Origin of the sequence: Burkholderia mayonis (assembly GCF_001523745.2) — a bacterium.
Classification (GTDB): domain Bacteria; phylum Pseudomonadota; class Gammaproteobacteria; order Burkholderiales; family Burkholderiaceae; genus Burkholderia; species Burkholderia mayonis.
The window spans coordinates 49,565-64,833 of record NZ_CP013387.1 but is presented as its reverse complement, the minus strand read 5'-3'; the positions used below and the strand labels follow the sequence as shown (position 1 = coordinate 64,833).

Sequence of the window (15,269 nt, the reverse complement as noted above, 5' to 3'; positions counted from 1 at the left end):
GTTATTTGACGATCGATTTGACCATGCCCAGCACGGGCGACATCGCGCTCATTGCGAGCGAACCCAACGACGACGCCATGTTTACCCCGCCTTTCATCAGGTCGGTAATCACTTTGAAGATCTGGGACAGCGGTTCGCCGATCGCTTTGGTCAAATCCGTCAGCTTCTTCAGCATGTCGCCGAAGTTGAATCCGCTTTTCTCTGCGGCGTTCGAGCCGCTGCGCTCCGGCGACGGAGCCGTCGAAGCTAGGGACGAACGCTGTCCATTCAGGCCGTTTTGCAGCGTTTCGGCAGTGCTCGCGCGGTGCGCTGTCTGGGCGTGCGTCGCGAAGGGCGCGACGGGAGCATTCGCCGGCGCACCGATCGGCTCGGTGCGGGATGACGGCTTCAGCAGCGGAATGCCCGCATTTACGGGATTTATCATGAAATCTCCTATCTGAAAATCGTGATTCATCACTTCACATCGCCCGCTGCTATTCGGACGCCTTCAATCGCTCCAATTCCACTCGAGCGCACGAAATCGCTTCCGCGTAGCGCAGGACGGATGCTCGATCCTGCGAATCAGGACGATGCTCCCATTGCTTTCGCATCGCCGCTTCCGCATCCTTCAGTTGGCGTATCAACGCGTCCAGTCCACCGCTCCGATCCAGCGCGGCTTCGAATTTCGACGGCTTGCCCGCCATCAACGTCGCAAACAGATTCATCCATCGTCTCCGCTCGTGCCGACTTTCCGCAAACGTCGTCCTTAATCGTCGGCGGCAGCCGGTCATATGCCGTCGTCGGCCGCCCCGTGCCGTTCGACGAAAATCGATCCTTGACCGATGCGCACCAGCACCAGACCTTTCGGCAATTCCGCCCCGGGAAACAGTCGCTCGCCGTCCTTCGCAAGCAAAAAGCGCGTCGTGCCGATCGACAGAATCGAAAATGGCTGAGGCGGCAACTCCTGGGTCCGGTTGTAGTCCGGACCGCTAAACGTAACCGCGCGTAGACCGGTGATGTCGCGCAACATCTGGTCGCGCAGCCAGGCCTGAAAGCGCGGCTGCAACGCCGCAGGCGACGCGACGCGCACCTCTCCCATCCCGCCCGCCTCCACCACCGCCTCCGGCACGCTGCGCTGAACATAATCCCGGGCCTGTCGCTCGATTCGCTCGTTCGAATGCAAACGTAGCGTCGGTCGCACCTTCATCGAAATCGCGACCTTTTCCGCGCGTCGAACGTCTTCATCTCGAGGCAGATATCCTTCGATGACGACGACGTGCCTGGTCGGATCGGCGAAAACCTGAAGTCCGCGCATGTCCATGCTGGCCAGGCGCCGCCCGATCTGCTGCGCCATCTGCACCGTATCGGGCATGACGACCTCATTGCGCTTTTTCCATTGCGCCAGCACGACCATCAACGGCAGACACGCACACAGCGCCGCCAGGACGATGATCGATCCGGCCGCGGCGCGCCGACGCTTTTCGTCTTGCGCGATCCAATGCATGATTCGATCGCGCCAACGCGACAGCCGGGATCGCGCAAGCTTCGGCTCGTCCGCTTGCGCTCCGTCCCACGCGGCTCCCGGTTCGCCCAGGCCGAGCGACACGTCGCCGAGCTTGACCCGCTCCCCACGGCGCAATAGACGTTCCTTGCCGTCCGGCACCGGCAGACCGTTCACCTCGATCGCACCATCGAGGCCCATCGCCCGAATCTTTCCGTCGCGCTCGACCAGCATCAAATGGCGGTCCGCCACACTCGTGTCGCGCAGCGTGAGGTCGCATGCCAGATCACGGCCGATCACCGTATGGCGGCGCCCGTCGAGCACAAGCCGCGCTCCCGCGTGCAGCCCGGTCAGGACGAAAATCTCGAAGCGACACGCGAAGTCGGACGCGCCATTCAATTTGCATCTCCTCGCGACGCATCCGGGACGACCGCGGCGCTCGCGCCCGGCTCGACCGCGGGCTTCGACGAGATCGGCTTCGCTGCCGGGCATTCCGGTTCGTCGAAGCCACCGCTCTTCCCGACGCTCGCCGCGGCGCAGAAGCGTTCCGCCAGCGCGCGTTCCCTGCCGTTGGCGCCCGCTATCGGATGCGCATCCTCGGAATCGCTCGCCCCAAGCAGTTTTGGCGTAATCAAAAACAAGCGCTCTTGACGATCGACCTGCGTCGAGCGAAAACGAAACAACGCGCCCAGCAACGGAATGTCGCCGAGCAGCGGAACCTTCGCCTCGCGGCCATCGTTTGCATTCCGAACATATCCGCCAATCAACAGGCTCTCGCCGTCGCGCACGATCGCTTGCGTCGTGATCGTGCTGCGGCTCGTGACAGGCAATTCATCCACGCGCCGGCTGCTGAGCATGCCGTCTTCGATGAACACCTGCAGTCGAATGTCCGCCGCTCCGTCGCTTTTGCGCACGACCGCCGGCACGACGCGCATCTGCAACCCCACGTCAATCTGATAAAGCTGGGCGGCGCGCTCGCTGCTGACGCGCGGGTAGAACACCTGCTGATTCGTCAACACGGCTTCGTTGCCGTTCAGCGTCGCGAGCTTCGGTCGCGACAGGACGCTCGCCTTGCCCTGCGTTTGCAGTGCATGAATGCGGCTCAGGAAGTTCAGCGCGCCCGAGCCGCCAAAAATCGAGAAATTCGGCCCGCTCCCGCGCGTACCCTGAGCGTCGGGAAGATCCCGGCCGATACTCGCGCCGGACGTCGTCGACGCGATACGAAACCGGCTTGCCTGCAACGCCCAATCGAAGCCGATCTCCTTGAGCGCCCCGTCCTGCACGTCGATAATCGCTGCCTCGATCTGCACCAGTTCCGGTTCGACATCGAGGTCGCGAACAACGGCCTCGAGCTTCGGCAAAATTGCGACGGGCGCCATGACAATGACTGCGTTCGTGCGGCTGTCGCCGACGATGCGAATGGATGCGCCTGGCCGCCGGCTCAGCCGCAGATCCGCGCCCGACGCGCGATCCGTGGCGGCCTCCGGTTCCGGCAGCGGCGGCCTTGCTTCTTGCCGGTCGCCGTCCGGCGACGTCTGGTCGAACAAGGCACTCAACGCCGACCTCGGCCGCCGCTCGGGCGACGCGGGAAGACCCGGCGTCGCGGCGAACGGATCGCGCGCCACCTCGCCGTCGAGTCCGTCCAATCCGTCCACGAGACGCTGCAACGTGTTCGCCACGCCGCGCACGACGGTCGTCTGTCCGCCAACGTGATAAGTAACGTCCTCCGCCCACGCGTTCTTCAGCGGAATCACGCGAAAATCCGTCTGCGTGCCGTCGGCCTGCCGTGTCGCGTTCGCTTCCATCAATGCGATCAAATCGGATACGCGCTCGACGTAGGCAGGTGGCCCATTCAATTGCACGGCGGACGGAGCGCTCATCGCGTTGAACCTGAAGCGGCTGTCGAGATAACCGAACTCGAGCGCGGCGCGCCTGACGTCGTCCGCGCCGACTTTGGTCAGCGGGCGCAATACGGTCCGGTTCTCCGCAAGCGCTGTCACATGCATGGCGGTGCCGTCGAAATAGCCGACCAATCCATATGACTGCGCCAGGTCATTGAATATCTGTCGCGGCGCCTGCCGGAAATCGCCGCTCACAGGGGCGAGGTCTTTCACTGTCTCGGAGATCTGCACCGGTCGTTGCTGAGTGACGAAAATATCCTCGAGCATGCGCGACAACGCGGTCGATTTGGCCTGGTACGAGAACACTGCGTCCTTCCACGGAAAGCTCGCGGCCGCCGCCGGAACCGAAGCGGCCATCGAGACGGCGAGCAAGACGTGTCGCAGCATTCGCGGAAACGCTCGCGGACGTTTTTCTCCGCGATCCGTCGACCAGCGATTCATGAGATTCTCTCGCACGTAGTTACCTTCCGCCCCTGCATTTGCATTTGCTCCTCCGCGAAGGAGGACGTGCGATCGACTATCTCACCCCCGGAAACGGCGGTACATCTGACCAGTATGAAAAACGCGCTTGCAACGGGCGATTCGATTTCGCCGGATCTCAGCCGCCGCGGTACGCCGAATCGAGCTCGACGCGTCGACTGTCGCAAGGAGCCACGCAACTTCGCATCCGATCACGTCATGCGCGATTGAGCGGCGGCACAATTACGCCGCCGCTCGCATCCCGCTGTCAGCCCAATCGTCGGAGAACATCCGCGGGAACATTCTCGGACCAGCGCACGAAGCTCACGGCTTGCTGCAGTTCGGCAGGCAGGCTCGCCAATCCTCGCTCGCCGCGACGGCTGAGTACGCGATCCAGGAGGCGGCTCGCGCGCTCGTACGGCGTCAGGAGCGACCCGCCCAGCTCGACCTGATCCGCCACGCTCAGCCCGCCGTTGGCCACCAGTATGTCCACGAAGCGCTCGTACACGCCGCGATTGCTGTCCGCCGACAACAGGCGAACGAGTTCCTGCCGATGTTGCGTCAAGCCCGCGCGATCGAACGCGCCGCTCGCGGTAAAACTGGCAGGCAACGCCGCCAACGCCGAGCGTTCCTGCGCAACCAAGTTACGGACCGCCGCCGGCGCCGAGCGGGCCCGCTCGCCGTTGCGCACCGCTTCCGACAGCAGATCGGGAAACGCGTCGACGCCGTTGCCGTTCCTGCTATGGAAGCTGCTGAGAAACGTGCGCGCCCGCTCGTATGCAGTGGACGCGCTCATTGCCTGGGCCCGGTCCGCCAGGCTCAGCCTGCCTTGCGCAACCGAAAGATCCACGAGCCGCGTGAAAATGTCCTGGTTTCCGCCTGTCGCGAGAATCGTGGCAATCTCGTTTTGATGCTGCGCGAATGTTTGCGAATTCAGCGGCGCGCCTGCCGTCAAGCGCGCCGGCCACGCCGCCAAAGTTTGCTGTTCTCGCGCAATCAGCCTGTCGATCGCGGCAGGCGCCGAACGAATCCGGTCTCCGTTACGCACGGCTTCCGACAGAAGATCGGGGAACGCGGATGCGCCGTCGCCATTCTTGCTCAGGAAGCTGTCGAGAAAGATGCGCGCTCGCTCGTAAGGCGTGGAAGCGGCCATTGTCCGTGCCCGGTCCGCGAGACTCAGCCTGCTTTCCGCAGCCGAAAGATCCAGTAACCGCGTGAATACTGCTTGATTCGCATCGGCGGATAGATAACTGGCCAGTTCAGGGCGCAAGCGAGTAAATGCCGCGCCATTGGCGATGCCTTCCGCTCGAATTCGTTGCGGCACGCCGGCAAGGCGCTCGCTTTCCTGCGTGGCAAGCAAAGCGAGCGGGCCGTCCGCCGCCGTCGCTCCAGGCGTGCGGCTCACGGCTTGCTGCAGTTCGGCAGGCAGGCTCGCCAATCCTCGCTCGCCGCGACGGCTGAGTACGCGATCCAGGAGGCGGCTCGCGCGCTCGTACGGCGTCAGGAGCGGCCCGCCCAGCTCGACCTGATCCGCCACGCTCAGCCCGCCGTTGGCCACCAGTATGTCCACGAAGCGCTCGTACACGCCGCGATTGCTGTCCGCCGACAACAGGCGAACGAGTTCCTGCCGATGTTGCGTCAAGCCCGCGCGATCGAACGCGCCGCTCGCGGTAAAACTGGCAGGCAACGCCGCCAACGCCGAGCGTTCCTGCGCAACCAAGTTACGGACCGCCGCCGGCGCCGAGCGGGCCCGCTCGCCGTTGCGCACCGCTTCCGACAGCAGATCGGGAAACGCGTCGACGCCGTTGCCGTTCCTGCTATGGAAGCTGCTGAGAAACGTGCGCGCCCGCTCGTATGCAGTGGACGCGCTCATTGCCTGGGCCCGGTCCGCCAAGCTCAGCCTGCCTTGCGCAACCGAAAGATCCACGAGCCGCGTGAAAACCTGCTGATTGGCGTCGGCGGAAAGATAACTGGCCAACTCCGGACGCAAGCGGTCGAACGCATCGCTGTTCGCGATGCCCTCCGTTTGTATCCGGGACGGCAAAGTGGAAAGCCGCGCGGCCAGTTCGTCCCGGCCGCCGCCACGGACACCGACGTTCGGGTTGTAAACCCACTGCCCCTGCTCGTTTTTCCTGATCGGCTCGAAGTACATTTGTTGCGCGCGTTTTCGAGGATCAACCAGCCGCAGTGTGAAATTATCGTTATCCGGCTTGACTTCGAGATATCCGTTTCCATCGCGAACGAAATACCGGCTCGGCGCGCCCGGCTGCTGGATTTCGACGACATCCTTCATATAGCCGTCCGTCCGGATGGTCTGCGTGCCGGACGGCAGCGGCGCATGCAGCGCCGAATCGACGGACGGCGCCTTGGCGGCCGCCGCCGAATGCGTCGCGGCGCTCGACGCGGAAGCCGCTGTCGAGGATGCCGCAGTGCCGCTGAAACGTTTCACGGGAACTTGATCCAGCAGTTTGACGCCAGCCTTGGCGCCTTTCAGCCCGCCGCCGAGAAGATCGCCCGCCGCACCGGCCAAATCCCACGACGCGCTCATGAAATGTTCGAGCGCGGCCGAGCGGTCTCCGTCCCGATAGGCCCGAATGCCGTTATAGAGACCTTCCGCCGCCAGAATCCCGCCCACGAACGCACTGGCCGGCGGAAACGGCAGCGTTGCGATCGTCGCCGCAAGCTTGATCCCGTCCCACACCTCCTTGGCGACCGACTGGATCACCTCCTTGCGACTTTCCGTGATTGCATCGACGTTTCCCGTCAGTTGCTGAATGCCTTTGTCGTATTCGGATTCGAAGCCGTCCGTCAGCCGGTTGCCATACGCCGGCTTCGCACTAACTTTGATGTTCCGGTGCAGATCGTCGAAGAATTTTCCGATTGACTCCGAGTTCTGATCCGCCGTGCCGAAACGCCCGTACAAATAGCGCGACATCTCCCGGTTCTTGCCGTCGCCGAACAAGGACCGAAGCTCGCCGATCGAACGGAATGCGATACCGTCCGGCGCGCCGGGTGTGTAGACGAGATTCGCATCGTCCGACTTGCCCAGTTGCGACGATCGAAATACGTAAATGCCTCGCGCGACTTTCCCGTTCAGCGTGAATTCGTAAATGCCGCGCGTGCCGCGCTCGCTCTTCTCTCGCCGATCGCCGACGGTAGCGGAATCGGGATCCGACAGGCGGTTGATCTCGGCCTGTACCGTCCGATATTGCGTCTCCGTGATTTCATTCTTCAGCTTTGACACCAGCGCATCCCGCGCCATCGACGATTGCGCGCTGCTTTGATACAGCGCTCGCCGCTCGTCCAGCGCCGGCCCTTCCGACAGGAAGTCCACCGTCACTTTGTTGATATATTGTTCACCGAGATAGGCGTTTCGCGGCTTGGTGGCGATATAGCCGCGCATCGCGTCGGATTCGAGGCCGGACAGATCCTGCCCGATCGTCGAGCTGAATCGCATCGTCTTCGCGATATCACCTCGATGGTCGCGGTAGCCAAAGGTCACGAGATCGGTCAGCGTCATGACCTTCTGCCCCGTGCCGTCCAGATCCACCCTGACCGTATTGGGATCGATGTTCTCCTTGACTCCCTGCTCGCGCAACCGCTCATTCAGCCACTTGCCGACTTCCCGTTGTGCAAACTCATGGAAGGGCTCCGGCTGCCGCAATCCCTGATAAGCCTGCAGCGCCGATCGCGCCGCCGCATCGAGAGAATTGAACTGCGTGCGCTCTTTAGGCGTCGCCCCGGCATACCACGGAGGCAACAACACGCGCTCCGCCTCCGCCACGCTCGCCCGGCCCTTTTCCGCCGCCACCGCGCCCAGTTGCGCCCGGTACCCGCCGTCGCCGAACGACTTCCAGCTCACTGACGCGCCCTCGCCCAAACCGCCCTTCCATTCGGACGGCATTTGGGCGATCTGCCCGAAGAACTGCTCGCCCTTCTGACGATTGCTTGGGTCCAACTGGTCCGTCAAATACCGACGCCCCGCCTCTGTGGCCGCCCATCCGGCAATCATTTGGCTCAATTGATATGGCGTGTTGGCCGCGTAGAACTCCTTGTCCGGCGCACCCGGCCCATACATCACATAGCGCTCGGATTGCGTGTGCGGATCGGTTTCCCGATAGACCTGGATGTCCCTCAACTGGTCCCCGCCGAACATCGTTACCCCGCCCAGTTCGACCCGCTTGCCCGAATTCGCTTCGCCGGACCCGTTTTGGACGCGCTGAATCAGCTCGTAATCGGCCGACGTGATTTCGCCCTTCAGCTTGGCGCTATAAGCCGCGTGCTGCGTCCGGCTGGCCAGCGCGTCATTCAGCGCGCTCTGCGCGCTCGCTGTGTTGTATCGTTGTCTCAGCGTCTCGATATAGCCGGGCCGCACGTCGAGTTCGCCCAACATCCGCTTCAGAAATGCCGGCGTCAACGCGGTCGTATTACCGGCCGCAGACTCCGACGGCGTGCCCAGCGTGAAGGTCGTTCCGTTCGCATAGGGCCCCAGAAGAACCGCCTCCGTCAACGACAGTTCGGTCGACGTCGTGCGACCGCTGGCACGGCTCTCCACGCGAATCCTGACGCGGTCCGGATCCACCGGCGTTCCGCCCTGCTGCTCCATGTATTGCCGAATTCGCTGGCGCACGTGGGCCTCGGGCGCGACGTCGGCCATCAGACGATCGACCGCCGCCCCATCGCTGTTTCGCTGAGCTTCATATTGACGCAACGGCCCGAGATCCCGCTCGGTCGCATTCGGATACAGCCGCTGCTCGGTCCGAGTGCGGACATGCGCTTGATAGCGCGTCTCGAGCGATCCGCGAGTCGGATCGTTCAGCAACCGAGGCGCCACATAGTCCTCGATATCGATGAGCGCGTTCGACGGTCCGCGCGAGCTTTGCCGGGCAATCCTGTCCGCATCGTTCCAGTTCGGCGAACGAAACAATCCGGCATTGTTCAGGTCGTAGGTCGGCGTTCCGTCTCGGATTGCATGCAGCAATTCCTCTGTTAACGTCCGCGAAACCGTCACGCGGCCCGTCACCGGATCGCGCCGGTTGACATAAACCTGGCCGGGGTCGAGGTTCTGCCCGGCAAACTTCTCCTTGATGAGCCGCTTGGCTTCCCGCTGCACGAAATCCTGGAAATCCGCCAAGCTGGCTGCCTTCGCGTCTTGCTCCTCGGGCCTTTGCGCCGACGGCGCCTGCCGAGGTTTGATTGCATCCACCGTGCTGACACTGCGCCTCCGGTTGTCGAGCTCCGTCGAGCCGGACGACGCTTCAGTACCCGACTGCTCCGGTTCGTATTTCGGAACGTTGGTCACTGCGCCGCCAGCCTCGCGCTCGCTTAGTGAATTCCGCTGCTCTCGCTCATGATGAAACGAGCGGCTTGAAATAGACGGCGTAATTTTCATATCCATTCCGCAAAGGGAAAAAAAAGATAGAGGACAAACTGCTTCGCCCAGCCTATCAATTTCCATGCGGCACAAATATCTGACCAGTCTCATTTCCACAGCGGAACCAAAGCGCTTTTTGTCGTCGCTTGCGCAATTCAGAGCGCCATTTCACGAATTTCGTGGCCGCTTGCCTCGCAGGCGCTGAGCGAACAAGTGCGGCGCAGCGATTCCGCTTTGCCGAGCTTGTTCGAGCCATTGCTTTCTGGATTTTTGCGCCCGGGCGGGCTTCCAGAAGAAGCCAAGCCGCTCGGGTTCGTCGCATTGCAAGTAGACGCGTACACGGCCAATCACGTTCCGCCGATGCTTAAGCAATCGTTAAGCAGGCGGCCGACATAATCGTCCGAACCAGCGTTCCGGCACGCCGGAATGACGTTTCCATGACAACCGCACAGGGAGCGCCCGTTGTCCCGCTTATCTCAGACGGCGTCGCCGCGGCTCGTACGCACGCTCGTCGTATGTGCCGCGTCGTACACATTCGTGCTCGGCGGCTGTGCGGCCTATCGCCCGCAGCCGCTCGCCGCGCATTCGACATTCACGACGGTCGCCGAGCTCGGCCGGCTGCGCATCGACCCGGCGAAAATGCCGCTGCCGGAACTGGCCGCGCATCGCTTCGATCCGTCCGGCGGACTCGACATCGAGGACGTCGCAATGCTCGCGGTCGCGAACAATCCCGATCTGAAACTCGCGCGCGACGATCTCGGGATCGCGCAGGCGCAGGCGTATTCCGCGGGGCTGCTGCCCGATCCGCAACTGTCGGTGTCGAGCGATTATCCGGGCGCGGCCGGCCTCGAGCGTGCATTCAACTACGGCCTGAGCATGGACGTGATGGCGATCGTCATGCGCAATGCGAACAAGCGCTCCGCCGACGCGACCGTGCGCAAGACCGATCTCGGCCTGCTTTGGCAGGAGTGGCAGGTTGTCGCGCAGGCAAAGCAGCTCTATACGAAGGCGCGCTACGAAGACGCGGTGCTGCCGCTGCTCGCGCAGACGCGCGATCTCGGCGCGACGCGCTACGAACGGATCGCGCGCGCGCGGCAGGCCGGCAACGTGACCGACGACGCCGTCACCGTCGCGTCGGCCGCATACGGCGACGCGCGCAAGCAGTACGACGACATGGTCCGGGCGCGCGAACAGACCCGTCACGACCTGAATGCGCTGCTCGGACTCGCGCCGGATGTCGAACTGCGGCTCGCCGGCTCCGACCGGGCGGCGCCGGTGACCGACGCGACGCTCGACGCCGCACTGACCGAATTGCCGAAGCGGCGTCCGGACCTGATCGCGTTGCAGGCCGGCTACGACGCGCAGGAACAGAAGTACCGCGCGGCGATCCTGAACCAGTTTCCGAGCCTGAACATCGGCTTCAATCGCGCGCGCGACACGTCGGGCATCTATACGACTGGTTTCCAGATTGCGCTGAGCCTGCCGATCTTCAACCGCAATCGCGGCAACGTCGCGATCGAGCAGGCGACCCGCCAGCGGCTCGGCGACGAATACCAGACCCGGCTGAACACCGCCTATGCGGACATCGCGCATCTGCGTACCGATGCCCGGCTCGCCGCACAGCAGCTTGCTCAGGACGAGACCGCGTTACCCGCGCTCGAGCAAGCGGCCGCGCATGCGCAGCATGCGTACGCCGCGCGCGACATCACGCTCGGGCAGTACACCGACGCGCAGCTCGCCGCGCTGACGAAGCGGATCGACGCGACCACGCAGCGCGATGCACTGGCCGAGCAGCGCATCGGCCTGCAGGCGCTGCTCGGCAGTGCGGTCCCGGATGCCTTTTCCACCGATTCCACCCAGCGTTGACCTCATGCCAGCCGTCCTGAATCGCTTTACCCGCCGTCGCACGGCCGCGCTTGCCGCCATGCTGGCCGCCGCACTTGCCACACTCGCGCCGTTCGCCGCCGGCTCCGCGCGGGCCGACGAACCCGTTTCCGCCGCGGTCGATACCGTGCGCGTGCAACGTGCGCCGATCTCGCAACAGGTGCGTGCATACGGCGTCGTCGCCGCCTCGTCGGCCAGCGTCGCGTCGGTGAACCTGCCGTACACGGCGCGCATCCGCAAGGTGCTCGTGCTGCCCGGTCAGGCGATCGCGCGCGGCGCGCCGCTCGTCGTCGTGCAGGCCGATCCCGCCGCGGTGCTGGCTGCGTCGCAGGCCGCGAGCGCGTTGACGCTGGCGCGCGGCGAACTCGCACGCACGCGCGCGCTGCTCGACGACGGCCTGGCGACGCAATCGCAGCTCGCCGCCGCGCAGAAGGCGCTCGACGATGCTCAGCAGGGGCAGGCCGCGCAGCGGCTAATGGGCGTGCGGAGCGGCGACGTAACGATCGCCGCGCCGTTCGCGGGCGTCGTGTCGCAGCTTTCCGCACTGCCGGGCGACCAGGTGCAGGCGGGCGCGACGATTGCGCAGCTCGCGGCGACGGGCGGCGCGTCCAGCCGTCAGGCGAACGTGACGCTCGGCGTCGATCCGTCCGCGGCCGCGTCGATTCGCGCGGGCGATACGGTCGTGCTGCACGGGCTGTCCACCGCGCTCGCGCACGCGGCTCCGGCAGGGCAGATCGTCGTCGCGGGCGCGTCGATCGATCCTCAAAGCCAGCTCGTGGACGTCGGCGCGAACGTGCCGCTCGGCGGCACCGCATTCATCCCCGGCACCCGCGTAAGCGCCGACATCGCGACGCAGACCGGCACGTGGTGGGTCGTGCCGCGCTCCGCCGTCCTGCGCGACGCGAAGGGGTCGTACGTGTTCCAGGTCACGCCGAAGCACGCCGCGCATCGCGTCGATGTCGCGGTGCGCGTCGAAAGCGGCGACCATTACGGCGTGGACGGCCCGCTGAATGCATCGGAGCCGCTCGTCGTCACCGGCAACTATGAATTGCAGGACGGGATGGCCGTCCGTTCTGCCGGAGGCGCGCGCCAATGAATGTCGGGCAATGGATGCAGATGCACCGGCGATCGTTGCTGTTCGTCGTCGCGCTGCTCGCGGTCGCCGGCGCGCTGACGGCTTTCCGGCTGCCGATCTCGCTGTTTCCGAACGTATCGTTTCCGCGCGCCGTCGTGTCGCTCGATGCGGGCGACCGGCCTGCCGAGCAGATGGCGACGCTCGTGACGATGCCGGTCGAGGAGGCGCTGCGGCGCGTGCCGGGTGTGCGCGACGTCGAATCGAAAACGAGCCGCGGCTCGGCGGAGATCTCGCTGAATTTCGACTGGGGCACCGACATGGCGCAGGCGACACTGCAGGCGCAGTCGGCGATCGCGGAGATCCTTCCGTCGATGCCGGCCGGCACGACGATGCAGGTGAAGCGGATGGACCCGACCGTGTTCCCGGTACTTGCGTACAGCCTCACGTCGTCGCGGCAGTCGCTGTCGCAGCTGCGCGATCTCGCACAATTTCAGTTGCGGCCGCTGCTGTCGTCGGTCGACGGCGTGGCACGCGTCGAAGTGACGGGCGGTGCGCAGGACGAGTTGCAGGTAGACATCGATCCTGCTCGACTCGCCGCGTACAAGCTGTCGGTCGAGGACGTGTCGAAGGCGATCGGCGCGGGCAACGTGCTGTCGGCGACCGGGCGGATCGAGGATCACTACAAGCTGTATCTCGTCGTCGCCGACACGACGATCACGTCGCTCGACACGCTGCGTAATGCAGTCGTTTCGTCGTCGGGCGGCAACCAGGTGCGCGTCGGCGACGTCGCGACGGTGTCGCGCGGCACGGTTCCGCAATGGATCCGCGTGACGGCCGACGGGCAGGACGCGGTGCTCGTGAACGTATTCCAGCAGCCGGGCGCGAACAGCGTCGCGATGGCCGCGGCGATCCGTGCAAAGCTCGCGGACTTTCAGAAGCAGATGCCGGTGGGCGTGCATCTCGCAAACTGGTACGACCAGAGCCAGCTCGTGATCGCATCCGCGTCGAGCGTGCGCGATGCAATCCTGATCGGCGTCGTGCTGGCCGCGCTGACGCTATTCGTATTCCTGCGCAACTGGAAGATCACCGCGATCGCCGTCGCGCTGGTGCCGGTCGTGATGAGCGCGACGATCCTGCTGCTCGACGTGTTCGGGATGGGCTTCAACATCATGACGCTCGGCGGGATGGCCGCGGCGGTCGGGCTCGTGATCGACGACGCGATCGTGATGATCGAACACATCGCGCGGCGCATGCGCGAGGCGGGCGCACATGCGTTCCACGGCCGCGTGATGAGCGCGGCGCTCGAGTTCACGCGGCCGCTCGCGGGTTCGTCGGCGGCGACGCTAATCATTTTCGTGCCGCTCGCGTTCCTGTCCGGCGTGACGGGTGCCTTCTTCAAGGCGCTATCGATCACGATGGCGAGTGCGCTGTTCATCTCGTTCGTCGTGAGCTGGCTCGCGATCCCGATCCTGTGCGATCACTGGCTCACGCCGGCCGACGCGGAGGAGCTTCGCGAGTCGCGCTTCGCGCACTGGCTGAACACGCGCTACGCGATGCTGGTCGAGCGCGTGAGTCGCAGGCCAATGCTCGCGCTCGCGGGCATTTTGCCGCTCGTCGTCGCCGCCGCGTTTGCATTCACGCGCGTCGGCAGCGGCTTCATGCCGTCGATGGACGAGGGCGGATTCGTGCTCGATTACCACACGGCGCCCGGTACGTCGATCACCGAGACGGATCGCCTGATGCGCGAGATCGAGACGATCATCCGCGAGAACCCGAACGTTGCGACGTATTCGCGTCGAACCGGCGCTGGCCTCGGCGGCGACCTCAACGAGCCGAACAAGGGCGATTTCTTCGTGCGCCTGAAATCGGGTTCGCGCGAGCCGATCGATACCGTGATGGAGGAGATCCGCTCGAAGATCGAGACGAACGTGCCCGGCGTCAACGTCGAGCTCGCGCAGTTGATGGAAGACTTGATCGGCGATCTGACCGCGGTACCGCAGCCCGTGCAGATCAAGATCTACTCGGACGATCCGAACGTGCTCGACGCGACCGCGCGGCGCGTGGCCGCGCGCATCGGCAAGATTCCGGGCATTGTCGACGTCGACGACGGCATCAACCCGGCCGGCGACGCGCTCGATCTGCACATCCGTCCCGACGCAGCCGCCGCCGAAGGGATGGACCCGCAGTCGATCGCGCAGCAGGTGTCGGATCTGCTCGAAGGCAGCGTCGCGACGCAGTTCCAGCAGGGGCCGAAGACGGTCGGCGTGCGCGTTCGGGTGTCGGACGCGATGCGGATGAACGGCACGGGGCTCGGCGCACTGCAGATCCGCGCGCCCGATGGGCACCTGTTCCCGCTCGATCGCGTGACCGATCGCATCACGGTCAGCGGGCAGCCCGAGATCAGCCGCGACAACCTGAAGCGGATGGTCGCCGTCACTGCGCGGATCGACGGGCGCGATCTCGGCTCGACGATCGCCGACGTGCAGCGCGCGCTCGGCGATGCGAACCTGTTGCCGCAAGGCGTCTATTACGAACTGGGCGGGCTGTACCAGCAACAACAGATCGCGTTCCGCGGACTGATCGCGGTGTTCGGCGCGGCGGTTGCGCTGGTATTCGGGCTGCTGCTGTTTCTCTACGAACGCTTCCGCGTCGCGCTCGCGGTGATGGCGATGCCGTTGTGCGCGACCGGCGCGGTGTTCATCGGGCTGTGGGCGACGGGCATCGAGCTCAACATTTCCGCGATGATGGGCATGACGATGATCGTCGGCATCGTGACCGAGGTCGCGATCTTCTACGTATCGGAATTCCAGGGGCTCGTGCGCGACGAAGGGATGGCGCCCGATGCCGCGTTGCTCGCGGCAGGCCGCAACCGGCTGCGGCCGATCGCGATGACGACGATCGCGGCAATCCTCGCACTGTTTCCGCTCGCGTTCGCGCTCGGGCAGGGCTCGGCGATGCAGCAGCCGCTGGCGGTCGCGATCATCTCGGGGCTGATCGTTCAACTGCCGCTGGTGTTGCTTGTACTGCCTGCGCTACTGCACCTGCTGTTGATCGAAAGGGGATCGCGCCGCCAGACACACTGATGTCATGCATCGC

8 protein-coding genes and 1 pseudogene are annotated in these 15,269 nt (G+C 64.7%); 3 read left to right on the top strand and 6 right to left on the bottom strand.

Going from position 1 to position 15,269, the window contains the following annotated elements:
- Position 1 precedes the first annotated feature (1 nt).
- The 6 genes and pseudogenes from WS70_RS19000 to WS70_RS33025 form a co-directional block, all read right to left on the bottom strand.
- The gene (locus WS70_RS19000) at positions 2-424 is read right to left on the bottom strand and encodes a hypothetical protein (protein WP_059470952.1); all 423 of its coding nucleotides are present in this window, start codon (positions 422-424) and stop codon (positions 2-4) included.
- Between the two features lie 49 nt (positions 425-473).
- Positions 474-704, bottom strand: a complete 231-nt coding sequence (locus WS70_RS18995) for a hypothetical protein (protein ID WP_059470951.1) — start codon at positions 702-704, stop codon at positions 474-476.
- A gap of 62 nt (positions 705-766) precedes the next feature.
- Positions 767-1,879, bottom strand: coding sequence for an FHA domain-containing protein (locus WS70_RS18990; protein ID WP_059597236.1), 1,113 nt, complete (start codon positions 1,877-1,879; stop codon positions 767-769).
- Positions 1,876-3,822, bottom strand: a complete 1,947-nt coding sequence (sctC, locus tag WS70_RS18985; RefSeq protein WP_226382910.1) for a type III secretion system outer membrane ring subunit SctC — start codon at positions 3,820-3,822, stop codon at positions 1,876-1,878. Before sctC ends, WS70_RS18990 begins: the two co-directional genes overlap by 4 nt.
- 286 nt (positions 3,823-4,108) lie before the next feature.
- Complete coding sequence (locus WS70_RS33030) at positions 4,109-9,232, bottom strand: death domain-containing protein (RefSeq protein ID WP_226382909.1); 5,124 nt, start codon at positions 9,230-9,232, stop codon at positions 4,109-4,111.
- 171 nt (positions 9,233-9,403) lie between these two features.
- Positions 9,404-9,547 (bottom strand): annotated as a pseudogene (locus WS70_RS33025) (ISL3 family transposase); the annotation flags it as partial.
- Between the two features lie 129 nt (positions 9,548-9,676).
- Between WS70_RS33025 and WS70_RS18975 the strand changes: the two are divergent.
- The 3 genes from WS70_RS18975 to WS70_RS18965 are packed head-to-tail and all read left to right on the top strand — an operon-like array spanning position 9,677 to position 15,256.
- Positions 9,677-11,080 carry a TolC family protein gene (locus tag WS70_RS18975; RefSeq protein WP_082716132.1) on the top strand — a complete coding sequence of 468 codons (1,404 nt, stop codon included), beginning with the start codon at positions 9,677-9,679 and terminating at the stop codon, positions 11,078-11,080.
- A 58-nt stretch (positions 11,081-11,138) separates the two neighbouring features.
- Positions 11,139-12,194 carry an efflux RND transporter periplasmic adaptor subunit gene (locus tag WS70_RS18970; protein WP_226382908.1) on the top strand — a complete coding sequence of 352 codons (1,056 nt, stop codon included), beginning with the start codon at positions 11,139-11,141 and terminating at the stop codon, positions 12,192-12,194.
- Entirely contained in the window at positions 12,191-15,256 is a 3,066-nt protein-coding gene (locus tag WS70_RS18965) for an efflux RND transporter permease subunit (RefSeq protein WP_059470948.1), read from the top strand. Before WS70_RS18970 ends, WS70_RS18965 begins: the two co-directional genes overlap by 4 nt.
- The last annotated feature ends 13 nt before the right edge of the window (positions 15,257-15,269 follow it).